Genomic DNA, 21,857 nt, shown 5'->3' on the forward strand with positions numbered 1-21,857 from the left:
GCGGTCAGGACCGCGCCAGCAGGGTCAGCACCGCCCGCTCGGCCTGCTCCGCAGAGGCACCCTCGGTCACCGGAGCGACCACGCCGTCGTGGAACAGATCCACCACCCTCGGGTCCACGTACGAGGCGCGGGCCACCGTCGGTGTGTTGCCGAGCAGCTCCGCCACCTGTCGCATCACCGCTGCCACCGCCCGGCGTCGAGCGGTGACCGACCGGGCTGAGGTCACCGCGGCCAGTTCCGTCGCCGCCCGTACCGTCGCGTGCCAGGTGCGGAAATCCTTCGCGGTCATCTCGCCGCCGCTCGCCTCGCGGAGGTAGTCGTTGACCTCGTCGGCCCGTACGTCCCGCCACTGCCGGCCGTCCCAGTAACCGAACAACCGGTCGGCCGCCCGCCGCCGCCGGCGCAGATCTGTCAGCACCCGGCACAACTGCGGGTCGGAGATCAGCCGTACCTGCTCGATGCCGCCCTTGGCCGGGAACTCGAACAGCACACAACCCCGGCGCAGCCGGGCGTGTTCGGGGCGCAGGGTCGCCACCCCGAACGTCGGATCCTCGCCCGCCGCGTACTGGTCGCTGCCGACCCGGAAGGTGCCCATGTCGAGCAGCCGGGTCACCGTCGCCAGCACCCGCTCGCGGCGCAGCCCGCGTACCGCCAGGTCGTGGCCGACCCGCTCGCGCAGCAGCGGCAGCCGGCCGGCCACCTCCACCACGTGGTCGAACTTCGCCTCGTCCTGCCGCTGTCGCCACAGCGGGTGGTAGAGGTACTGCTTACGTCCGGCCGCGTCGACACCGATGGCCTGGATGTGCCCGTTCGGGTACGGCGAGATCCACACGTCCCGCCAGGCCGGTGGGATGACCAGGGCACGCAGCCGGGCCAACTCGTCGGGATCGCGTACCGGCTCGCCGCGCGGGTCCAGGAACGACCAGCCGCTGCCCCGTCGGCGTCGCCGGTACCCCGGCCGACCCGGATCGCTACGCCGCAACCGCACGATCCACCCGCACCGCCCGCTCCACCTCGTCGACGGCGGCCAGCACCTCGTCCACACCGAGGGCGACCATCGTGGGATGGTCGCCTACCCCGTCCCACGTCGGCCATGCCCGCGCGCCGACCCAGAGCGCCCGGTGCCGTCGGCGCTCCGGCGGCGGCCCCCAACGGGCCGGCGAAACCGGGCCGAACAGCACCACCGACGGGGTGCGGTAGCCGGTGGCCAGATGCGCCACCCCGGTGTCCCCGCTGACCACCAGGCGCGCCCCGGCGATCAGAGCGGCGAGCTGGGCCAGGTCCGTCCGGCCGGCCAGCACCGCAGCGGCAGACAACCCGGCCTGGTACGCGACGCGAGCCGCCACGGCCCGCTCCGAGGCGCTGCCGGTCAACACCACCCGGTGCCCCCGTCCGGTCAGCTCCCGGGCCAGGGTCGCGTACCGGCCGGGCGGCCAGCGCTTGGCCGGCTCCTTCGAACCGGGGTGCAGCACCGTGACACCGCCGGCCGCCCCGCTCGGCGCCGGGCGGCGCAGGTCCAGGTCGGTCGGGTCGGCCGCGATCCCGTACCCGCGCAGCAGCCGGCACCAGCGCGACACCTCGTGCTCGTCGTCGTCCCAGTCCGGTCCGTCGACGTGCGACGCCTCGGCGTTGGCGAAGGCGAGCAGCCGGCCAGGGCGGACGGCGGCCAGCAGCCGGTGCGACCGGGGGCCCCGGCCGTGCAGGTTGACCGCCACCTCCACCCGCCCGGCGGGCCGGTCCAGCCGGTCCAGGCCGGCGGTGGGCAGCACCCGGTCCACCCCGCCGACCAGCTCGACCAGCGGCCTCAGCCAGGCCGGCGCGGCGAGCACCAACTGCTGGTCCGGGTAGGCCACGCGCAACGCCCGCAACGCCGGGACCGCCGTGGCGAGATCACCGACGCCGAGGGCGCGCAGCGCCAGGATCACGGGTACGACGTCTCCTGGTCGGCGCAGACGACCATCTCGCGGATCGCGCAGCCGGCCGGCTGGGACAGGGCGAACATGATCGCGGCGGCGGTGTCGGCCGGATCGTTGAGGATCGCGTCCGCTCCCGGCCGGTACTGCGGGTCACGCTCGTCGAAGAAGGCCGTCCGCATCCCGCCCGGGATGAGCAGCGTGACACCGACCGTGCCGGCCAGTTCGGCGGCGAGCGCCCGGGTGAAGCCGACCACCCCGAACTTCGCCGCGCAGTACGCCGTCGCGTCGCTTACCGCCTTGATGCCGAGGGTGGAGGCGACCGTCACGACGGTGCCCCGGGACGCCGTCAGGAACGGCAGCGCGGCCCGGATCACCGCGACGGTCGCCAGCAGGTCGACGGCGACGATCCGGTCCCAGGTCTCACCGGGCACGTCGGCGAGCCGACCGGGCACGTCGATGCCGGCGGCGGTGACCACCGCGTCCAGCCCGCCCACGCGTTCGGCCAACTCGCGGGTGGCCGCCTCGGCGCTGCGGGTGTCGGCCAGGTCGCACTCCGCCCAGGGCACCCCGTCGGCCGGCGCCTGCCGGTCCAGCACCAGCGGACGACCACCGGCGGCAGCCACCGCCGCCACCACGGCCGCACCCAGTCCGCTGGAGCCGCCGGTGACCAGCACCGTCCGTCCGGTGGCCGGCGCGCTCACCGGACGACCTCCGTCCGGGTGACCGTCGCCGCGATCATCTCGGTGGTGGAGCGCCCGTCCAGGTAGGGCACCACCACCGTGTGACCGCCCCACCGGCGCAGGATCTCCGCCTCCGGCAGGCCGTCGCCGTCACCGCCGCCGGCGGCGTAGTCCCCACCCTTGACCCAGACGTCCGGGCGCAGCCAGGACAGCGCCGCTTCCGGTGTCGGCTCGTCGAAGATCATTACCGCGTCGACGCAGCTCAACGCGGCCAACAGGCGACTTCGGTCGTCCTGGCGCATCACCGGTCGGTCCGGCCCCTTGAGCCCGGCGACGCTGGCATCGGAGTTGAGGCACACGATCAGGCAGTCGCCGAGCTGCCGGGCGGCCTGCAACGTCGCCACGTGACCGGCGTGCAGCAGGTCGAAACAGCCACCGGTGGCGACGACCGTGCCTCCGGCGGCGCGGACCCGGGCGACCACTGCGGCGGATGCGGCCACCCCGACCCGGTCGCCGGCCACCGCGGCGTGCACCGCCTGCGGGGCGCGCCGCACCGGCGCCGGCAGCGCCGTAGCCACCCCGCCTTCCGCCACGTACGCCGATGCCTCCGCCACCGCCTCCTGCACCGCCTCGGAAACCAGCGCGCCACGGGCCAGGGCGAGGCCGGCGGCGACGGCGAACCGGTCGCCCGCGCCGCAGGTGTCCCCCTCGGCGGCGACCGGGGCGGGCACCATCAGCGGGGTCGACCCGGCGTGGCTGAGCAACGCGCCATCGGCACCGAGGGTCACCGCGACCGCTCCCGCCCGCCACCGCTGCCGCAGCCGCTGCGCTCCCTCGGCGGCGGTGGCCAGCCGGGTGCCGCCGACCGGCGCCTCCATCAGCTCCCGCACCTCCGCCTCGTTCGGGGTGACCAGGTTCGCCCCGGGTACCGCGGCGGGCCCACGCGGGTGCGGATCCCACACCAGCGGGGCGCGGATCGAGGCCAGGGCCGCGCGCAGCGCCGGCTGCCGCGCCACCGCCCGGCCGTAATCGCTCACCAGCACCACCGATGCCCGATCCAGAACGCGCAGCAGCGCCTCGCCCGGCTCGCCCAGCTCCCCCACCCCGCCGCCCCGGTCATGGCGCAGCAGCACCCGCCCCCCGGACCGCAACCGGATCTTCTCCGGGGTCGCGCCGGCCAGCCGCAGCGGATACACCTGCACCCCGGCGGCGGCGAGCAGCACGCTCAGCCGGGCACCACCGGCGTCGTCGGCCAACGCGGTCACCAGCACCACCTCGGCACCCTGTGCGGCGGCGAAGACGGCGGAGAGCCCGGCGCCACCGGGTCGGTCCACGTGCGCGATCTCGTCGAGCACGGGCACCGGCGAGTCCGGACAGAGCCGGTTGACCACACCCTCGACGTCCCGGTCGAGCAGGGTGTCGCCGACCACCACCACGGGTCCCGTCACGCTTGCCTCCTCAGGCCTGCACCGGCCGGACGGCACCGCCGTCCAGCACCACCTCGACACCGGCCCGCACCGCACCGGCCGCTGGCGCCGCCGGGGTCAGCTGATCCGCCATCGCCTGCTCGACGTACTCGCAGAGCAGGTGGCTGGAGACCAGATGCAGTTCCTGGACCACCTGGGTGTCCGGCGAGTCCACGGCGAGCACCTCATGACACGCCTCGGCGAGCGGGTTCGGTGCCGGCCCGGTGAACGCCCAGCAGCGCAGTCCCGCCTCCCGGCCGGTCCGGGCAGCGGCGAGCAGGTTGCCGCTGCCGCCGCTGGTGGAGAGCAACAGCAGCACGTCGTCGGGTCGGCCGTGCGCGCGGACCTGCCGGGCGAACACCTCCTCGTAGCCGTAGTCGTTGCCGATCGCGGTCAACGCCGACGTCTCCGCGTGCAGCGCGATGGCGGACAGCGGCTGACGGTCGTCGCGGAGCTTGCCGACCAGCTCGGCGGTCAGGTGTGCCAGGTGCGCGTCGAGCAGACTCATCAGGCCACCACCCGGGTCGGTCGGTGCACCGCGGCGACCTCGTCGTAGACCTCGGCGAGACGCTCCGCGGTGACCGCCCACGAGTAGTGTCGGCGAGCCCGGGCCCGGGCCGCGCCCGCGTACGCGAACCGGCGGATCCGGTCGTCGAGCAGTGACCGCAGCGCCTCCCCCAGCGCCCGTGGATCCCGCGCCGGCACCAGGTCCCCGGTGACGCCGTCGACCACCGTGTCCCGCAGGCCACCGACGGCGGTGGCCACCACCGGCACTCCGCACGCCATCGCCTCCAGCGGAGTCAGCCCGAACGGCTCGTACCAGGGCGCGGCGACCAGGATGTCCGCCGAGCGGTACCAGCGGCCCATCTCCTCCCGGGGCACCGCACCGACCAGCCGGACCCGGTCGGCGACGCCGCAACTGCCGGCGAGGGCCCGCAGCCGCCGGGCGTACGGGTCGGTCTCCAGCAGGCCGGCGGGTGGTCCGCCGACCACCACGCACTCGGCCTCGGGCACGTGCGCCATCGCCCGTACCACCGTCTGGAAGCCCTTGCGTTCCACCAACCGACCCACGGTGAGAATCCGGGCCCGCCCGGGCTCTCGCTCGGTGGCCGGGCCCAGCGGGGCGAAGGTGGCGAGGTTGACACCGGACGGGACGACGGTCATCGCCGACCGGGGCACCCCCATCCGGACCAGCTCACCGACCTCGTCGCGGCACTGGGCGATCACCCGGTCGACCGAACGGCCCAGCTGGCGCTCGTAGCCGATCCGCCGGGCCGGGCTGGTGTCCTGCACCCCCTGGTAGCGACGCTTCACCGTGCCCAGCGCGTGGTACGTCTGCACCACCGGCACCCCGGTCTGCCGGCCGGCCTCCAGCGCGGCGAGCCCACTCATCCAGAAGTGCGCGTGGATCACCTCGGGGGCCCAGTCCCCGCCCCGCCACCTGTCGATCAGCCAGGCGCCGAACGGGCGCATGTGCGGCAGCAGGGCGTCCTTCGCCACCGGCTCGGCCGGACCGGCCGGCACGTGCACCACGTCGTAGCCGTCCGGACTGCGTACGGTCACCGGTAGGTCCACCGCGTCGCGTCGGGTGTAGACCCGCACGTCGTGCCCGGCGGCGGCGAGCGCGGCGGAGAGTTCCGCGACGTGCGTGTTCTGGCCACCGGCGTCCTCGCCGCCCAGGATGGCGAGCGGGCTGGCGTGCTCCGAGATCATCGCTATCCGCATACTTCCTCCTCCAGCAGCCGGTCCCAGTCGGTGAGGAATCGGTCGAGGCCGTAACGTTCACGAGCGGCGGCGCGGGCCTCGGTGCCGGCCTGGCGCGCCCGCTGTGGTTCGGCGACGAAGCGGCCGGCGGCCGCCAGCAGGGTGTCGACCCTGGTGGAGAGGGCATTGGCGCCGGTTGGCACCGCCATCACCGCTTCGGTGGTGGCCAGCGCCACCACCGGCATGCCCATCGTCATCGCCTCGATCAGGCTCAGCCCCAGCGAGGTCCACCGGCACAGGTGCAGATACGCCCGGCGGCGCGCCAACTCGGCGTGCATCCGGTGCTGCGGCACATCGTCGTGGCTGGTCAACCGGTCGGCTGGCAGACCGAGGTGCTCGGCCAGCCCGGCGACCTTCATGCCGAAGACGTCCAGCGGGGCGATCTCGGCGAACCGGGGCAGCAGGTCGGTGCCGGTGACCCGCCAGCGGCGTACCGGCTCATTGATCACGACGGCCAGCCGGTCGAGTTCGCCGGTCCAGGCCGTCGTCGGCGGCACGATGCCGTGGTCGATGACCGTGGTGCGGGTGGTGCCGGTGTCCCAGAACAGCTCGTTGAAGGCGGTCACGTGGGCAACGAGCAGGTCGCCCCGGTCGGCCATCGGGTGGCGGCTGTTGGGGACCTGGCCGTCCTTCGGCGTGTTGTGCTCCACGTAGACGGCCGGCAGGTCCCGGCCGGGCCGTCGACCGAGCCACTGCTCGGCCAGGTCGATCTCCTCGGGGCGTTGCAGAATCACCACGTCGACGTCCGCGGTGCGCAGCTGCTCCGGGCTCACCTCCGCGGCGCTCTCCGGCCAGGTGTACGTCCGGGCGCGCCCCAGCCCGTACGGTCCCCGGTCCGGGGTGGCCGGGATCAGGTAGCGGTGCTTGCCGTGCACGAACGAGGTGGTCCAGGAACCGTGCACGTGCCAGAGCAGGATGTTCATCGGCCGCCCCCACCGCCGACGGTGGCCACCTCGGGTGCCGCCCGGGGCCCGGCCGGTCCGGCGGACACCCGGTCCGGTGCCACACCGAGCAGGCGCAGCGCGTCGAGCACGGCACCCGGCTCGATGTCGCTGAGGCAGGGATGCCCGGGTACCGGACATCGCGCGGCCCGGGTGTCGCGGCAGGCGGCGGTGGCGTCGCCGAGGCGTACCGTCGGCACCCGCCACGGTCCCCACTGTCCGAAGGAGACGGTGGGGGCGAAGAGGCTGACCACCGGCACGCCGTACGCGGCCGCCAGGTGCGCCGGCCCGGTGTTGCCGACCACCACCGCGCCGGCCGCGGCCACGATCCCGGCCAACTCGGCCAGGCCGGTGCGGCCACCGAGGTCCCGACCGTGCCGTCCGGCGACCCGCGCGGTGAGGTCCCGCTCCGGTGGACCGCCGGTCACCACCACCCGGTACCCGGCGGCGCTCAGCGCGTCGGCGATCCCTTCGGCCAGTTCCGGCGGGCAGCCGCGGGCCGGCGCCGCCGAGCCGGGATGCAGCACCACGTAACCCGGTTCGCCGGCCTCTGGTCGCGGTGGGACCGGCCGCAGTCGCAGGTGCGGTTCATCGCCCTCGCCGAGCAGGTAACCGGCAGCGGCGGCCAGGGAGAGGGCCCGCTCGGCCTCCGGCACGCCGACCGGCACCCGATGCCGCACGTCCAGCAGGCTGCCCGGATAGTCGTCGCTGATCGCCGAGATCCGGGCGACCCCGGCCATCCGCAGCAGCAGCGCCAAGGGCAACGGCGACTGGTGGAACGAGGTGAAGATGACCGCCTCGTCGGCGGCCACCGCCGCCAACCGGCTGACCAGGGTGGCCATCTCCTGCGGATCCACCGGCGCGGGAGCCGGGTCGATCCAGGGCAACCGGTGCTCGATCACCTCGTCGACGCCGGGCAGCAGGTCGGCGGCGGCCCGCCCCCGGGGCCCGCAGAGCAGCACCACCCGCTCGGCCCCGGCGGCGACCGCCCGGATGCCCGGTCCGGTCACCAGCACGTCCCCCGCCGAGTCCGACCGCACCACAAGCACCGTGCGACCGCCACCGGCGCGCCCCGCGCCGGCTCGCCGGACACCGGTGGCACCGGACCGGTGCTCCGCGCCCGACGTCGGCGCCGCCGGGCTCAGTGCCGCCTGCCGTCGAAGGATCTCGGTAACGGCCGTGGCCAGGTCGGCGGCCACCCACGGGGCCGCCGCCACCTCCTCGGGGCGGGTCACCGGCGTCGGAACCAGGACGCCGGCCGCACCGGCGGCCAGGGCCGCCGTCACGTCACGGCCGATGTCACCGATCAGGGCGCAGCGGGCAGGTACGGTGCCCAGCGCTCGGGCCGCGGCGTGCACCAGGCCCGGTCTCGGCTTGCGACACGCGCAGCCGTCCCCGTCGTCATGGGGACACACCTGCCAGGAGTCGAACGGGCCGAGCAGCGCCTCGATCCGGCGGTGCACCCGGCGCAACTCGCCCTCGGTGAACAGCCCCCGAGCCAACCCGGACTGGTTCGTCACCACGGCGAGCTTCAGTCCGGCCGCCCGCAGCCGGTCCAACGCCGCGCGGGCGCCCGGCATCGGGCGCACCTTGTCCGGATCCGAGTTGTACGGCACGTCCTCGACCAGGGTGCCGTCGCGGTCCAGCAGGACCGCGTCGAACAGGACCGGACGGGACACGGTCCGGCCGGCTTCGGCCAGCAACCCTGCTGACCTGCGCTGATCCGGCTCCCCATGGTCCTTTCGCACGGGCGGCGGGTTCCCTGCGCCCCGGTGAGTAAACGTCACCCGCGACGCGGCCGAGGACACCGCGCACCGGCGGCACCCGCACGGCCGCCCGCGGTTGGCCTTACCCGCGGTCCCCGAGAAGCTAACCCGGCCGCCTCGTTGGCCGAGGCCACGGGCGGGGTACCGGGGGGCCGGTGGCGGACAGGATGACCACCGCCGGCAGAGGGAACCGGACTGATCGCGGGGCACGGCGTCGGGGAGCCATTTCACCCCGGAAGGGACAAGTGGCTACGCTCACGGGTGACCCTGTCCGCAGACCGAGGATGTCCCCCATGATCGAACCCGTCCAGTTGCCCTCGCCGTGGCGGGACGTGCGCCTGACCGTCGTGGTCCCGACCTACAACGAGGCCGGCAACCTGCCCGTGCTGGTCGAGCGTCTCCTCGCGCTGCCACTGCCCGGCCTGAAGGTGCTGGTCGCCGACGACAACTCCCCCGACGGCACCGGTGAGGTCGCGGACAAGCTCGCCATAGAGCATCCGGAACGCGTGCAGGTCGTGCACCGACCGGGCAAGGAGGGTCTGGGCCGGGCGTACGTGGACGGGATCGGCCGGGCCCTCGACGGCGGCGCCGAATACGTGGCCCAGATGGACGCCGACCTGTCCCACCCGCCGGAGGCGTTGCCGGGCATGCTCGGCGCGCTGCTGTCCACTCAGGCCGGTGTGGTCATCGGGTCACGCTACGTGCCCGGCGGCGAGCTGGACGAGAACTGGCCGCTGTACCGGCGGGCACTCAGCGGCTGGGCGAACCTGTACGTGCACACGCTGCTGCGGGTACGGATCCGCGACCTCACCGCCGGTTTCAAGATCTGGCGGGCCGACGCGCTCCGCGACATCGGGCTGGAGCGGGTGCAGTCCAATGGCTACAGCTTCCAGGTCGAGATGCACTACCTGGCCACCAAGCTGGGGCACACCATCCTGGAGGTGCCGATCCGGTTCGAGGAGCGGCGCGACGGCGCCTCGAAGATGACCACCGCCACCAAGATCGAAAGTGCGCTGATGCCGTTCAAGCTCCGTACCCGGCACCGCAACATCGAGCCCTGACCGGTCGGCCCCGGCGGTCACTCGTAGACGGCCCGGTGCGCGGTGGCGATCGCCCGTTGGTACCACCCACCGGTGAGCGCCCGGTCGCGAGCCAGGGCGGCTCGGGCGGCGTTCGCGCCGGGTGCGCCGTGCACCCCGCCGCCCGGGTGTGCCGACGAGCTGGCCAGGAAGAGCCGGTCCACCGGAGTGTCGGCGCGGCCGAGTCCGGGTACCGGCCGCAGGAACAGCTGCTGGTAGGGGGCGGCGGTGCCGCCGCCCAGCGCGCCGCCGACCAGGCTCGGGTTGGCCTCCTCCAGCTCGGCCGGGCCGGCCACGTGCCGGCCCACCACCAGACTGCGGAACCCGGGGGCGGCGGCTTCCAGCACCGTCTCCATCCGCTCGACGTGCGCGACGATGTCGTCGGCCCGCCAGTGCCGACGAAACGGCAGGTGGGTGTACGACCAGAGCGACTCGGTGCCCGGCGGCGAGTGACTGGGATCCGCCACTGACATCTGCCCCACCAGCAGGAACGGATCCGGTGGCAGCTCGCCCCGGGCCAGGGTGGCGGCATAGCCGGTCAGCCCGTTGAGATCCGCACCCAGGTGCACGGTGCCGACGGTGGACAGGCGGCGGTTCGTCCAGGGCATCGGGGCGGACAGCGCCCAGTCCACCTTCAGCGTGGACCCGTCCCAGCGGAAGTGTTCCAGGTCGGCCACCAGTCGCGGGGGGAGCGCGGCGGGGCCGACGAGATCCAGGTACAGCGCGGGCGCGGGCACGTCGGCGAGCACCGCCCGACGGGCCCGCCAGTTGGTGCCGCCGACGGTGCGTACGCCCATCGCCCGGCCCCGGGCGACCAGGATCCGGTCCACCCGGGCGCCGTAGAGAATCCGGCCACCCCGCTCGGTCAACCGGGCCACCAGCGCGTCGGTGATCTTCTGCGCGCCGCCTGCCGGGACCGGCCAGCCGACCTGCTGGCCGAGCATGGCGAGCAGCCAGCCGTAGACGCCGGAGCCGGCCTCCTCGGTGGACAGGTCGGTGTGCAGGGCGCAACCGGCCAGCAATGCCGGCCCGCCGGCACCGGTGAAGAGTTCCGCACCGAGCCGGCTCGCCGGCAACACCAGCCGCCGGGCCAGCCGCAGCGAGCCGCCGATCCGCAGCCGACGCACCAGGTCGAGGCCGCCGCGTACCGGCGGGAACGGAGTGGTGATCAGCTCGATCATCGGCTCGGCGACCTGCTGCCACTGCGCGTACGCGGTCAGCCAACGCTCACCGTCGCCGGGAGCGAAGGACTCCAGTGACGCCGCCGTGACGGTCGGGTCGCGGTTGAGCACGGCGGCCCGGTCGTCGGGAAACAGGTGGGCCAGCACGTCAGGGGCGTGCCGCCAGCCGAGCCCGTACCGGGTCAGGTCGAGCCCGCGCAGCACCGGCGAGGCGTAACCGAGCGGGTAGAACGAGCTGAACAGGTCGCTGAGGTAGCCGGGCGCGGTCACCTCGGCCGAGCGGACCGCCCCGCCGGGCACCCCGGTGGCCTCCAGCACCAGCACGTCCCAACCCGCGTCGGCCAACAGGTTGGCGGCGACCAGGCCGTTGTGTCCGGCACCGACGACGACGGCGTCGGCCCGCTCGGCACCGAGGGAGCCTGGCGACATCATCCGAGGACGCTACCCCGAGTCGTTGCGGCGAAACGTTTGCCGGGGCCGGGCCCGGGCATGCAGCGCGCCATGTACACGGTCACGCAGCTCATCGGTGGGGTCTGGGGGGCCGGCGGGGAGGCCGGCGAGTTGACGGTGCACGATCCGGCTGACGGCCGGCCGGTGACCAGCGCCCCGGTCGCCACGACCGACGAAGTCGACAAGGCGGTGGCGGCGGCGCGCGGGATGGCGTCCGAGTGGGCGGCGACGGCCCCGGCGGAGCGGGCCGCGGCACTGCACCGGATCGCCGACGCGGTCGCCGACGTCGCCGACGATCTGGCGCAGGCGACCACTGCGGAGATGGGCAAGCCGCTCGCCGACGCCCGGGGCGGCGTCGATGTGGGCATCGCCACCCTGCGGCAGTACGCGGAACTCGCGCCGGCCCGGGGCGGCCGTACCCTGCACGGCGATCCCGCCGCGATCGATTTCATGACGCCGCAGCCGCGTGGCGTGGTGGCTGCCATCACGCCGTGGAACGACCCGGTCGCCGTGTCCTGCGGGCTGCTCGGTGCGGCCCTGGTCACTGGGAACGTGGTGCTGCACAAGCCCAGCGAGCGCACCCCGGCGACCGGGTGGCTGCTGGCCCGCGCCTTCGACACCGCCCTGCCGGCGGGGGTGCTGTCACTGCTCAGCGGCGGTCCGACGACCGGCGCGGCGTTGGCCGCCGCCGAGGTGGACATGGTGGCCCACGTGGGGTCCAGCGCCACCGGCCGGGCGATCGCCGAAGCCGCGGCCAGCACCGGGGCCAAGGTGCTGCTGGAGAACGGGGGCAGCGACCCGCTGATCGTCGACGCGGACGTCGACCCGAAGTGGGCCGCCGGTGAGGCCGCCCTGGGCGCCTTCGCCAACGCGGGCCAGATCTGCGTCGCGGTGGAGCGGATCTACGCCCACCGCGACATCGCCGAGGACTTCGTGGCCGCGCTGGTCGAGCGGGCCGCCGCACTGCGCGTCGGACCGGGGCGGGATCCGGACACCCAGCTCGGTCCGCTGGTCGACCGGCGCCATCGCGATCAGGTCCACGGGCAGGTGATCGCCGCGGTGGCCGACGGCGCCCGGCTGCGCATCGGCGGCACCCTGCCGGAGGGGCCGGGTGCCTTCTACCCGGCCACCGTGGTCGACCGCTGCCGGCACGACCTGGCGTTGATCCGGGAGGAGACGTTCGGCCCGGTCGCCGCCGTGGTGGTGGTCGACTCGTTCTCCGAGGCGCTGCGGTGCGCGGCCGACTCACCGTACGGGCTGGCGGCTACCGTGCTGACCGGGTCGATGAGCCACGCCCAGCGGGCCTGGCGGGAGCTTCCGGTGGGCACCGTGAAGGTGAACGCGGTCTTCGGCGGCGCGCCGGCCGGCGCCGCGCACCCACGCCGGGGCAGTGGTCAGGGCTTCGGCTACGGGCCGGAACTGCTTGACGAGTTCACCGCCACCAAGGCGGTACACATCCAGGCGCCCGGCGGCGGCCACTGGTGAACCGGCGTGCCGGACCGGACGTGCCGCAGGGCCCGGTCCGACGCGTACGCCGGCCGGGCCCTGCCGACGAACGGCGGGCTCAGCCCGCCGCGGCCGTCGCGGGTCGGCGAACGTCGGTTCAGCCGCCGCGGGCCTTGCGGGTCTGACGGTCGTTGGCCTTTTGAATGGCCTTGACCAGTTCCGGCTTGGTCATGCTCGACCGTCCCGCCACGTCCAGTTCGCGGGCCACCCCCATGAGGTGTTCCTTGGAGGCGTTCGCGTCCACCCCACCGGCGGTCGGCGCCCGTCGGGTCGGGCCACCGCCGGCGGCCTGCTCGTCGCTGGGGCCTTTGCGGCCCTTCGGCTCCCAGTGGTCGCCGACCTTCTCGAACTCGTGCTTGACGGCGGCGAACGCGGTGCGGTGCGCCCGCTCGCCCTCGCCGTAGGTCTCGACCGCGGAATCGTGTGTCTTCTCCCAGGTGCGCTGGGCCTTCTCCGGGGAGCGCCGCAGCGTGCTGGGCAGTACCTCGCGCCCGGGCATCTCGAACCTCCTCCGTGTGCGAGCGATTCGGATTGGCGTACCCCCGCGACGTCGCGGCAAACGTCGGCGGCGTTTGCCGCCGGAGCGGGCCGGGTACCGGCCGGACCAGCCACGGTGCCCACAGTGCCCCCCAGCCACGGTGCCCACAGTGCCCAGGGAGCGGTCATGACGACGACGAACCCCGACGCCCCGTCGACCGATCCGCCGGTGCCACGGCTGCCGGGGATCCGCCAGCTGCGCTGGCAGACCTGGCGTGGCGTGCTGGTCCGGGCCGGGCGCAACTACCTGCGGGACAACTGCACGGACTGGGCCGCCGCGCTCACCTACTACGGGGTGCTGGCGCTGTTCCCCTCCACCGTCGTGGTGGTGGCCCTGGTCGGTCTGGTCTCCGACGGTGAACGCACCGTCGACACCGTGCTCGATCTGGCCCGCGACGTGGGTGCCGGCTCGGTGGTGGCGAACGAGAGCTTCGTCGGCGTGGTCCGCGAGGTGGTGGACCAGAACAGCTCCGCCGGGGTGTTGCTCAGCTTCGGTCTGCTCGGCGCGCTCTGGTCGGCCTCGAACTTCATCGCCTCGTTCACCCGGGCCTCGAACGCGATCTACGGCGTCGACGAGGGACGGCCGGTATGGAAGCTGCGCCCATTGCAGATCGGACTGGCTGCCCTGTCACTGGTGCTGCTCGCCATCGTGGCCGCAGGTCTGATCGTCAGCGGCCCGGTCGCCGACGCGATCGGTGACCTGGTGGGGGCCGGCGGCGCGGCCCGCACCGCGTGGGCGGTGGCCAAGTGGCCGGCGCTGGCGTTGATCGCGATGCTGTTGATGTCCCTGCTGTTCTGGGTCGCGCCGAACGTGCGGCAGCCACGTTTCCGCTGGCTCACCCTGGGCGGAACGGTGGCCCTGACCACCTGGGCGCTCGGCTCCTTCGGCTTCGGGTTGTACGTGGCGAACTTCAACTCGTACGACACGACGTACGGCAGCCTCGGGGCGGTGATCGCGTTCCTGGTCTGGCTCTACCTGTCCAATTCCGCGCTGATGCTCGGCGTACAGATCAACGCCGAGCTCCAGCGGGGACGGCGGCTGCAGTCCGGTCGGGAGGACGCGGACGAGTCGGCGCTGCCACCACGGTCACCGGCCGGCGCGTGACCGCTTACCGGTTTACCACCCGTCCCCTCGGGTAGCGCAGAAGACATGGATCGCGGCAGCAGCAAGCACTCACCGAGGGTCGACGAGCAGATGAGCCAGGAGGTCAGCGGCCTTGTGCAGGGGCCGGGGACCGGCGGCTCGCGGGTCGACGAGTTCCGCGTCCCGGAGCCCGCGGGAGAGGACCAGCCGGAGCCGACCACGGCGCCGGCCGGCGACCTGCGCAGCGGCGCTCCCCAGGGCATGACCTCCGAGGACGTCGAGGCCCGCAGCCGGTTGGGGCGGTTCATCACGATGACCGCTCTGCCCGGGGACCGGGCCGCACTGCTCGCCAACGCACGGGCGAACGAGGCCCCCGACGACGTACTGGCCGCGTTGGAGCGCCTGCCCGAGAGCACCCGGTACCAGACGGTGTCCGAGGTGTGGGCAGCGCTCGGCCACACCAACGAGACGACGCGCTGGTAGGTGGACCGACAAGTCCGCAAGCCTCACCAAGTGCAGGGAAGGATGCTGATGAGTGGCGTAACGGAGCATGTCGACGTGGCCGTCCCGGTTCGGACGGCGTACGACCAGTGGACCCAGTTCGAGGAGTTTCCGCAGTTCATGGAGGGCGTGCAGGAGATCCGCCAGGTCTCCGACACGATGACCCATTGGACCGTCGAGATCGCCGGGGTGAAGCGGGAGTTCGACGCTGAGATCACCGAGCAGCTGCCCGACGAGCGGGTGGCGTGGCGGTCGACCGGCGGCACCCAGCATGCCGGGGTGGTCACCTTCCACCGGTTGGACGAGAACAGCAGCCGGGTCAGCCTCCAGTTGGAGTTCGATCCGCACGGTGTCATCGAGCAGGCCGGCGACAAGCTCGGCGTGGTCGACCGCCGGGCCAAGGGTGACCTGCAACGGTTCAAGGCGTTCATCGAGCGGCGCGGTCAGGAGACCGGTGCGTGGCGCGGGCAGGTCGAGCGTCCGCAGCCCTGATTCCGTGATGTGACCGTCGACGGCCGCCGGGTACTTCCGGCGGCCGTCGACGCATGCACCGGATGCCTCCCGGCGGCCGCACGATCACGCCGGGTCGGACGCGCCGTTTGCGACGCCGGGGCGGGGGTACCGCGATGGCATGACCGACGACAGGGCATGGCGCGACGAGGAACGACTGCCGCTGGAGGAACTGGACCGGGCCGTCGCCCGGTCCACGCTCGACGGGCAGGCCGACGACGTGACCGGCAACGACGCCGGGGAGGAAGCCGCCTTCGGGCACGGCCCCGAGGCGGCCGACCGGGGCGGCGAGGTGCCCGGCACCGGTCGTGAGCCCACCGACCCGGATCGCGCCTACCGCCCCTCCACCACCGGACGTACCGGCCCGGACACCCTCTGACACCGAATCCGGGTGCCTTCCTGATCCGTGGCAACGATCCGCGACGTACCCGGAGCGCCGCGACCGGCAGCGGAGACGCCTCGGCCGAACGGACGGTGAATTCGGACAGCTCAGGCAGAATCGGCCGTTCGGCTGACGGCAATGGCCGCGTCGCGCGCAAGACTTTCGGAATGCATCAGGGCTCCGGCTTCCTCTCCACGCGTCAGCGCCGCCTGGCATGGCTCGGCTTTCTCCTCGCCGCAGTGCAGGCACCCGTCTCCGCCAGGCTGGTCGACGACAGCTCGTGGCTGTTCAGCCTCTGCGTCGCGCTGATGGTGGCGACCGTGATCATCGCCGACGATGCCGCGCGGCGCCGCCCGGCGGACGCGCCTTCCTCCGAGTAGGGCTCCCCGACGTCATCGGCCGGGCGGGCGCGCCTCGGCCGCGGCCAGGGGTTCATGGTTCGCCGGCCGGGCGCGCCTCGTGGCCCGGACGCCCGGGCGTCCGGCGGCGCTCCTTCATCTCCGCCTCGTAGAGGTGCCGTCGGCCACCGACCAGTTGGTCGCGGGCCGACCGGTCCAGGGCCCGGAACACCGCGTGGTAGCCGTCGTCGAAGTCCTCGACGATCTGGAACGTCCACCTACCGGCGATGACGTTGCGGCCCACCAGTTCGTCGGCGATCCGGTCGGCGATGCCGGGGTGCCCGGCGTCGCGGAACATCCGTACCGCGTCGTCGAGCATCAGATCGGCGTGCCCGATGAGCTGGTGCAGCGAGTAGAGATGACCCCGGGCGCGTTCCACGCACTCCAGCGCCTCGCTGAGCTTGCCGAGGGCAGCCACCGTGTCGTCGCTCACTCCGGCCGGACGCCGGTGTTGCTCGTCGGGCCCGTCGGTGGTGTCCATCCGTACCTCCTGGTGCCGGTCGTGCCGCGGGGTCCGCTTCCCCGCCGTCCGCCGCGCCCGACTCGATCCCCTCGGGCACCTGCCGGCCACCGCCGTGGGCAGCGGGACCGTCCGAGCGGCCGAGGTCACGGCGCTGCGGGTTGGCTACATTCGTTCCCCATGCGCGTGCCGTCGAACCGGGTCGTCTCCCCCACCGCCGTCGACTGGGCCCGGTCCAGCCTGGTCACGCTCGCCAACGCCGTGGGGCTGGACGGGCTCGCCGCCGCCTCCGCCCTGCCGGGACTGCTCGCCGCCGTCGACCAGCACGCCGCCGCGGTGCGTGACAGCCTGCGCGGGGACCGACGGCCGTTGACCGCCGCGGCCCTCGCCGGTTACGCCGACGGTGTGCGGGTCGCCGCCGAGGAGTACGGCTGGCAACCGGCCGACGCCCCGGTCGACTGGGCGGAAGCGGACTGGGTGATGCTGCGCCTGCTCGCGGTCTGCGCGCTGACTGCCGCGCTGGACACGCCGGCCCCGCAGCCGCCACCGCTGTGAGGTGAGCCGGGTGCCCGCCGTGCGGCGGACACCCGGCTCAGCGCGACCGGCAATGCGACCGAGCCACCGTCACGGACGGAACTGCTGGGTCTCGTCGCCAGCGTTGCCGGACTGGTAGGTACCCCGTCCCCCGGCCATCGAGGACTCCGATCCCCGGGCGGCCGGCTGGCCGGCGCCAGTCCGGTCGGCCATCTGCCGCTGCATGTCACCCCGACCGGCCTCGGCACCCTGCCGCTGCTCCCGGATCGCCCGCGACTCCTCGGCCGCTCGGGTGAGCCAGCCTTCCCAGCGGTTCTGCATCGGTCGCACCAGACCACCACCGACGCCGATGATCAGGATGCCGGCCACCGTGGCAAGCACCGCGATCAGCACGGGCTGGGTGACGGTGGTGGCGATGCCCACCTGGTTGAGCGCCGCGATGACACCCAGGGCGATAATGAAGATCGCCGTCACGTCGGCCAGGAAGCGGCCGTACGACAGCCCGCCGAGCGCCCCGGTGACGATGTCCCGCACCGCGTTGGCGATCGCGGCGGCCACCACCACGATGACGATCGCGACGAACGCCCGGGGCAGCCACGCCACCACGCCCGCGATCAGATCGCTGATCGCGTTCGGCCCCCAGACCCCGAAGGCGAACTGCAGGGTGAACAGCAGCACCGCGTAGTACGCGAGCCTCGCCAGGATGTCACTGGCGTCGTACCGCGTCCGTTCCAGCGCACGCTTGATACCGCCCCGTTCGACCCACCGGTCGAACCCCACCCGTTCCAGGGCCGCGTCCACGATCTTGAGCACGGCTCTGGCGATGAGCCATCCGACCACGAGAATCGCGATGAACGCGATGGCCCGGGGCACGAACAGCAGCACCGACCTCCACATGTCGGCCACGGCGTCACCGATGTCGACCTGCCTGGCCGCGAGGGTTTCCGGCATGATGTCCCTCCTGTCGCATGGATTGCCCGGCGCGCTTACCCCTTCCCCCGGCCAGCACGCCGCTGCGGTCACCCCCTTTTTCTGGACAGACCGCACCGGAACGGCTCTGACCTGCCCTGACGTTCCGGTCCGGCGCGCCCGACCGATGATCGGGAACGCGGGTCGAGCGGGCGGACTAGGCTGCGTTCATGCCAGGAACGGTCGGGCGAGTACCCACGCCATCAGGCCCGCTGCCGGGCACGGCGGTGCCGGGCACGGCGACCGTCGCCGGCCACCCCCGATGGGGTGCCACGGCGCTCGGCCCGTACGAGTCGTGGGATCCCGCCGTCCGGGCGACGGTCGAGGTGGTGCTCGCCTCTCCGGCCCCGATGGCCCTGCACCTCGGCGCGGAGTTGCTGCTGCTGTACAACGACGCGTACGCCGACCTGATCGGCGACCGGCACCCGGACGCCATGGGCCGTCCCCCCGCCGAGGTCTTCGCCGAGGTCTGGCAGCGCCCCGGCGTCGGTGACGTCGTCGAGCAGACCTACCGCACCGGTGTTCCCGTCCTGGACCGGGAGATCCCGCTCCCGCTGCACGCTGCCGCCGTCGCCCTCGACCAGCCCGTCTACACCCGCGCCTGCTCGCCGGTGCGGGACAGCCACGGCCGGGTCGTCGGCGTGCTGTCCGTGGTGGCCGAGACCAGCCCGGCCACCCGCCAGTTGCAGGGCCTCAGCGACTTCGCCGCGGCGCTCGCCGGCACGCTCACCCTCGACGACGTGGCCCGGGTCGCGTTGCGCTACGCGATCACCTCGTTCGATGCCGACCGGGTCTCCTTCGCGGTGGACGACGGGGGCGGCGGCACCGGGTGGCGGATGGTCCGGCGGGTCCGTGGCGAGTTGGTCGACGAGGCGGACGAACGCCTTCCCCCGCTGTGGCGGCGCGGCGCGGCCGGCTGGTCGGCACCGGCGGTGGTCAGTGCCCGCACCGGCCAGGCCAGCTTCATCGACGACGGCCAGCCGCTGCACGAGATCGCGGCGGACCGGCACGACCAGAAGATCCGGGCCCTGGCGGCGGTACCGCTGCGGGCGTCCGTGGTGCGGGGAGCGCTGACCGTCGGCTACCGCTCGGCGCATCCGTGGTCGGCGGCGGAACGGGCACTGCTGGCAGCCTCGGCCGAGCTGGTCGGGCAGGCCACCGAGCGGGCGCGCCGCTTCGAGACCCAGCACGGCACCGCCCAGCTGCTGCAACGCAGCATGCTGCCGGAGAACCTGCCGGTCCTGCCCCGGCTGCGGATCGCCGCGCGGTACGACCCGGGAGTCGACGGCAACGCTGCGGGCGGGGACTTTTACGACGCGTTCGTGCTGCCCACCGGCGACCTGGGTGTGGTCCTCGGCGACGTGGCCGGCCACGACGTGCAGGCCGCCGCCCGAATGGGCCAGGTACGCGCCGCGCTCCGTGCGCTGGCGCTCAACGACCCCCGCCCGGATCAGGTGCTCGCCGGGCTCGATCGGCTGGTGGGCAGCCTCGGCACCGAGGCCGGCACGTACGAGTTGTTCGTCACCGTGGCGTTCGGCGTCATCGACGTCGGCCGGGAGGAACTGACCCTGGCCAGCGCCGGTCATCCGGCGCCGCTGGTGCGTCGCTGTGGGCCGACGGGTGAGCCGAGGGCCGAGTACGTCGACGTGCCCTCCGGTGCCCCGTTGGGGATCGGCTACCGGGCGGCGACACGTACCGTCGCGTTCTCGCCCGGCGACACGCTGCTGCTGTTCAGCGACGGCGTGGTGGAGCGACGCCGGCACGGGCTGTCGGACGGCCTGGAGCGCCTGGCGGAGTCGGTGGCCGGGGCCCCCAGCGGTGACCCGAGGTCGTTGTGCGCGGTGGCCTCCGCGGCCGTGCCCGGCACGACCGAGGACGACGTGGCGGTGCTCGCCGTCGAGTACGCGGTGCGGCCGAGCCGGTCGGCGCGGATGGAGGTACCCGCCGAGCCGACCGCGCCGAGCCGGGTACGGCACTGGATGACCGCTCAGCTCACCGAGTGGGAGGTCGCGGAGTCGGTGATCGGCGCGGCGGTGCTGTGCACCAGCGAGCTGACCACCAACGCGTTGCTGCACGCGGGGACGGCGGCCCGGGTGGAGGTCGATCTCAGCCCGGAGCGCCTGCTCGTGTCGGTGGCCGACTCGGGCTCCCGGGGCACGGTGACCCGGGCCCGCACGGAGACGCTGAGCAGCCGAGGACGCGGGTTGGGTCTGATCGAGGAGTTGAGCGACGCCTGGGGCACCGACCCCACCGTGCGCGGCTCGACGGTCTGGTTCGAGATCCTGCTCCCACCCGCCTGAGCACTCGGCCGACGATCCAGGGTACGGCTGGCACCGGTACCGGAAATTCTCCCGGATTACCGCGACCTCGGCCGGGGCACGTAGTGCGCCACCTGTCCGCCTGCTGCGGACGTGGCGAGAGGCGGTCCGGTGGAGACGGTAGACGTTGCGTTCGCGGTGCTCGGTGTGGCGGCCCTGCTCGCCGGCATCCTGCCTCGGCTGGTGGAGCGGCGACCGCTGTCGATGCCGCTGGCCTTCCTCGGTCTCGGGATGCTGGTCTACTCGCTGCCCACCGGCCTACCCGTGCCGGATCCGCTCACCCATCGGGATCTGGCCACCCACCTGACCGAGATCTGCGTGATCGTCGCCTTGATGGGTGCCGGCCTGAAGATCGATCGACCGTTGAGTTGGGCGCGCTGGTCGTCGACGTGGCGGCTGCTGGCCGTGGCCATGCCGTTGTGCATCGCCGCCGTCGCCCTGCTCGGGTGGTGGTGGGCGGGCCTGGTGCCGGCCAGCGCGCTGCTGCTTGCCGCGTCGCTCGCGCCGACCGACCCGGTCCTCGCCTCCGACGTCCAGGTCGGTGAGCCCACCGACGAGTCGGACTCCGAGGACGAGGTTCGTTTCGCGCTCACCTCGGAGGCGGGGCTGAACGATGGTCTGGCGTTCCCGTTCGTCTACGCGGCGGTCGCGATCGCGGGCGCCGGCCTCGCGCCCGGTGACTGGCTGGCCCGATGGATCACCGTCGACCTGCTCTACAAGGTCGGCGCCGGCCTGGTCGGTGGACTACTGATCGGTTGGCTGCTCGGCAAGCTCTTCTTCCGGGCGCCCAGCGAGCTGCGGTTGGCCCGGCACGCGGAGGGATTCCTGGCGCTGGCCGCCACCTTCCTGACGTACGGCCTGGTCGAGGTGGCCGGCGGCTACGGCTTCCTGGCGGTCTTCGTGGCCGCCCGCGCGATCCGGGCGGCGGAGCGCACCCATCAGTACCACGCGGTGCTGCACGACTTCGCCGAGCAGGTGGAACGGCTGCTCACCGTGCTGATGTTGCTGCTGCTGGGTGGGGCGGTGATCAGCGGGCTGCTGGCCGCGTTGACCTGGCCCGCCGCGCTGGTCGGCCTGGCCCTGGTGTTCGTGGTCCGGCCGCTGGCCGGTTGGCTGGCGCTGCGCGGCGCCCCCGGACGGCCGGCGGAGCACTGGGTGATCGCGGCCTTCGGCATCCGGGGCATCGGCTCGTTCTACTACCTGGCCTACGCCACCACGAAGGCCGACTTTCCGCAGGCGGAGCTCGTCTGGGCCACCGTCGCCCTGGTGGTGATCGTCTCCGTGGTGGTACATGGCGTCGCGGCGACACCGGTCATGCGGTTGCTGGACGCATCCGGTCGGCGCACCCGGACGGAGACCTCAGCGGCACCCGCCGCACCCGTCGCCGCCTGAGCACCCATCGGCCGGCGCGTTGG

The 21,857-nt window shown here is 73.6% G+C and carries 22 protein-coding genes; 10 read left to right on the top strand and 12 right to left on the bottom strand.

Going from position 1 to position 21,857, the window contains the following annotated elements:
• Positions 1-4: 4 nt before the first annotated feature.
• Genes KBX50_RS05505 through KBX50_RS05540 form a run of 8 tightly spaced genes read right to left on the bottom strand, consistent with a single transcriptional unit; the run spans position 5 to position 8,470 of the window.
• Positions 5-988, bottom strand: a complete 984-nt coding sequence (locus KBX50_RS05505) for a DNA topoisomerase IB (RefSeq protein WP_210935204.1) — start codon at positions 986-988, stop codon at positions 5-7.
• Complete coding sequence (locus tag KBX50_RS05510) at positions 972-1,925, bottom strand: glycosyltransferase family 9 protein (protein WP_210935205.1); 954 nt, start codon at positions 1,923-1,925, stop codon at positions 972-974. The genes KBX50_RS05505 and KBX50_RS05510 overlap by 17 nt, the downstream gene beginning before the upstream one ends.
• On the bottom strand, positions 1,922-2,617 hold the full coding sequence (locus KBX50_RS05515; RefSeq protein WP_210935206.1) for an SDR family oxidoreductase: 696 nt from the start codon (positions 2,615-2,617) through the stop codon (positions 1,922-1,924). Before KBX50_RS05515 ends, KBX50_RS05510 begins: the two co-directional genes overlap by 4 nt.
• On the bottom strand, positions 2,614-4,044 hold the full coding sequence (locus KBX50_RS05520) for a PfkB family carbohydrate kinase (protein WP_210935208.1): 1,431 nt from the start codon (positions 4,042-4,044) through the stop codon (positions 2,614-2,616). The genes KBX50_RS05515 and KBX50_RS05520 overlap by 4 nt, the downstream gene beginning before the upstream one ends.
• Positions 4,045-4,054: 10 nt before the next feature.
• The gene (locus tag KBX50_RS05525) at positions 4,055-4,651 is read right to left on the bottom strand and encodes an SIS domain-containing protein (protein ID WP_374224578.1); all 597 of its coding nucleotides are present in this window, start codon (positions 4,649-4,651) and stop codon (positions 4,055-4,057) included.
• Positions 4,570-5,787: a glycosyltransferase gene (locus KBX50_RS05530; protein WP_210935210.1), complete on the bottom strand. Its 1,218-nt coding sequence runs from the start codon at positions 5,785-5,787 to the stop codon at positions 4,570-4,572. Before KBX50_RS05530 ends, KBX50_RS05525 begins: the two co-directional genes overlap by 82 nt.
• Entirely contained in the window at positions 5,778-6,749 is a 972-nt protein-coding gene (locus tag KBX50_RS05535) for a glycosyltransferase (protein ID WP_210935212.1), read from the bottom strand. Before KBX50_RS05535 ends, KBX50_RS05530 begins: the two co-directional genes overlap by 10 nt.
• Positions 6,746-8,470, bottom strand: coding sequence for an HAD-IIIA family hydrolase (locus KBX50_RS05540; RefSeq protein WP_247673226.1), 1,725 nt, complete (start codon positions 8,468-8,470; stop codon positions 6,746-6,748). The genes KBX50_RS05535 and KBX50_RS05540 overlap by 4 nt, the downstream gene beginning before the upstream one ends.
• Before the next feature lie 356 nt (positions 8,471-8,826).
• On the opposite strand from KBX50_RS05540, the gene KBX50_RS05545 reads away from it, so the two are divergent.
• The gene (locus KBX50_RS05545; RefSeq protein WP_210935216.1) at positions 8,827-9,594 is read left to right on the top strand and encodes a polyprenol monophosphomannose synthase; all 768 of its coding nucleotides are present in this window, start codon (positions 8,827-8,829) and stop codon (positions 9,592-9,594) included.
• 17 nt (positions 9,595-9,611) lie between these two features.
• Here KBX50_RS05545 and KBX50_RS05550 read toward each other — a convergent pair whose 3' ends face one another.
• Entirely contained in the window at positions 9,612-11,225 is a 1,614-nt protein-coding gene (locus KBX50_RS05550) for a phytoene desaturase family protein (RefSeq protein ID WP_374224579.1), read from the bottom strand.
• Between the two features lie 69 nt (positions 11,226-11,294).
• Between KBX50_RS05550 and KBX50_RS05555 the strand changes: the two genes are divergently transcribed.
• Positions 11,295-12,728 carry an aldehyde dehydrogenase gene (locus tag KBX50_RS05555; protein ID WP_210935218.1) on the top strand — a complete coding sequence of 478 codons (1,434 nt, stop codon included), beginning with the start codon at positions 11,295-11,297 and terminating at the stop codon, positions 12,726-12,728.
• 118 nt (positions 12,729-12,846) lie between these two features.
• Here the strand turns inward: KBX50_RS05555 and KBX50_RS05560 are convergent, their stop codons facing one another.
• Positions 12,847-13,248 carry a ChaB family protein gene (locus KBX50_RS05560; RefSeq protein WP_210935220.1) on the bottom strand — a complete coding sequence of 134 codons (402 nt, stop codon included), beginning with the start codon at positions 13,246-13,248 and terminating at the stop codon, positions 12,847-12,849.
• Positions 13,249-13,413: 165 nt separating this feature from the next.
• Between KBX50_RS05560 and KBX50_RS05565 the strand changes: the two genes are divergently transcribed.
• From KBX50_RS05565 to KBX50_RS05585, 5 genes are all read left to right on the top strand, one after another.
• Entirely contained in the window at positions 13,414-14,391 is a 978-nt protein-coding gene (locus KBX50_RS05565) for a YihY/virulence factor BrkB family protein (protein WP_210935221.1), read from the top strand.
• Positions 14,392-14,436: 45 nt separating this feature from the next.
• Positions 14,437-14,853, top strand: a complete 417-nt coding sequence (locus KBX50_RS05570) for a DUF2795 domain-containing protein (protein ID WP_093404622.1) — start codon at positions 14,437-14,439, stop codon at positions 14,851-14,853.
• Between the two features lie 48 nt (positions 14,854-14,901).
• Positions 14,902-15,363 carry an SRPBCC family protein gene (locus KBX50_RS05575; RefSeq protein WP_210935222.1) on the top strand — a complete coding sequence of 154 codons (462 nt, stop codon included), beginning with the start codon at positions 14,902-14,904 and terminating at the stop codon, positions 15,361-15,363.
• A gap of 139 nt (positions 15,364-15,502) precedes the next feature.
• On the top strand, positions 15,503-15,760 hold the full coding sequence (locus KBX50_RS05580) for a hypothetical protein (protein WP_210935223.1): 258 nt from the start codon (positions 15,503-15,505) through the stop codon (positions 15,758-15,760).
• Positions 15,761-15,855: 95 nt separating this feature from the next.
• Complete coding sequence (locus tag KBX50_RS05585) at positions 15,856-16,143, top strand: hypothetical protein (protein WP_247673185.1); 288 nt, start codon at positions 15,856-15,858, stop codon at positions 16,141-16,143.
• A 52-nt stretch (positions 16,144-16,195) separates the two neighbouring features.
• Here KBX50_RS05585 and KBX50_RS05590 read toward each other — a convergent pair whose 3' ends face one another.
• The gene (locus KBX50_RS05590; RefSeq protein WP_210935224.1) at positions 16,196-16,642 is read right to left on the bottom strand and encodes a hypothetical protein; all 447 of its coding nucleotides are present in this window, start codon (positions 16,640-16,642) and stop codon (positions 16,196-16,198) included.
• A 159-nt stretch (positions 16,643-16,801) separates the two neighbouring features.
• Between KBX50_RS05590 and KBX50_RS05595 the strand changes: the two genes are divergently transcribed.
• Complete coding sequence (locus KBX50_RS05595; protein WP_210935225.1) at positions 16,802-17,176, top strand: DUF6401 family natural product biosynthesis protein; 375 nt, start codon at positions 16,802-16,804, stop codon at positions 17,174-17,176.
• Between the two features lie 69 nt (positions 17,177-17,245).
• Here the strand turns inward: KBX50_RS05595 and KBX50_RS05600 are convergent, their stop codons facing one another.
• The gene (locus KBX50_RS05600) at positions 17,246-18,106 is read right to left on the bottom strand and encodes a hypothetical protein (RefSeq protein WP_210935227.1); all 861 of its coding nucleotides are present in this window, start codon (positions 18,104-18,106) and stop codon (positions 17,246-17,248) included.
• A gap of 188 nt (positions 18,107-18,294) precedes the next feature.
• Between KBX50_RS05600 and KBX50_RS05605 the strand changes: the two genes are divergently transcribed.
• Positions 18,295-20,424, top strand: a complete 2,130-nt coding sequence (locus tag KBX50_RS05605) for a SpoIIE family protein phosphatase (RefSeq protein WP_210935229.1) — start codon at positions 18,295-18,297, stop codon at positions 20,422-20,424.
• Between the two features lie 129 nt (positions 20,425-20,553).
• On the top strand, positions 20,554-21,834 hold the full coding sequence (locus KBX50_RS05610) for a sodium:proton antiporter (RefSeq protein ID WP_210935231.1): 1,281 nt from the start codon (positions 20,554-20,556) through the stop codon (positions 21,832-21,834).
• Positions 21,835-21,857 lie beyond the last annotated feature (23 nt).

This window comes from Micromonospora sp. C51 (assembly GCF_018070435.1).
GTDB classification, from domain to species: Bacteria; Actinomycetota; Actinomycetes; order Mycobacteriales; family Micromonosporaceae; genus Micromonospora; species Micromonospora sediminimaris.

Coding starts and splice junctions, on each gene's coding strand:
- KBX50_RS05535 (WP_210935212.1), bottom strand. CDS start 6,749: ATGAACATCCTGCTCTGGCACGTGCACGGTTCCTGGACCACCTCGTTC.
- KBX50_RS05590 (WP_210935224.1), bottom strand. CDS start 16,642: ATGGACACCACCGACGGGCCCGACGAGCAACACCGGCGTCCGGCCGGA.
- KBX50_RS05595 (WP_210935225.1), top strand. CDS start 16,802: ATGCGCGTGCCGTCGAACCGGGTCGTCTCCCCCACCGCCGTCGACTGG.
- KBX50_RS05530 (WP_210935210.1), bottom strand. CDS start 5,787: ATGCGGATAGCGATGATCTCGGAGCACGCCAGCCCGCTCGCCATCCTG.
- KBX50_RS05560 (WP_210935220.1), bottom strand. CDS start 13,248: ATGCCCGGGCGCGAGGTACTGCCCAGCACGCTGCGGCGCTCCCCGGAG.
- KBX50_RS05570 (WP_093404622.1), top strand. CDS start 14,437: ATGGATCGCGGCAGCAGCAAGCACTCACCGAGGGTCGACGAGCAGATG.
- KBX50_RS05550 (WP_374224579.1), bottom strand. CDS start 11,225: ATGATGTCGCCAGGCTCCCTCGGTGCCGAGCGGGCCGACGCCGTCGTC.
- KBX50_RS05580 (WP_210935223.1), top strand. CDS start 15,503: ATGACCGACGACAGGGCATGGCGCGACGAGGAACGACTGCCGCTGGAG.
- KBX50_RS05565 (WP_210935221.1), top strand. CDS start 13,414: ATGACGACGACGAACCCCGACGCCCCGTCGACCGATCCGCCGGTGCCA.
- KBX50_RS05545 (WP_210935216.1), top strand. CDS start 8,827: ATGATCGAACCCGTCCAGTTGCCCTCGCCGTGGCGGGACGTGCGCCTG.
- KBX50_RS05555 (WP_210935218.1), top strand. CDS start 11,295: ATGTACACGGTCACGCAGCTCATCGGTGGGGTCTGGGGGGCCGGCGGG.
- KBX50_RS05575 (WP_210935222.1), top strand. CDS start 14,902: ATGAGTGGCGTAACGGAGCATGTCGACGTGGCCGTCCCGGTTCGGACG.
- KBX50_RS05600 (WP_210935227.1), bottom strand. CDS start 18,106: ATGCCGGAAACCCTCGCGGCCAGGCAGGTCGACATCGGTGACGCCGTG.
- KBX50_RS05605 (WP_210935229.1), top strand. CDS start 18,295: ATGCCAGGAACGGTCGGGCGAGTACCCACGCCATCAGGCCCGCTGCCG.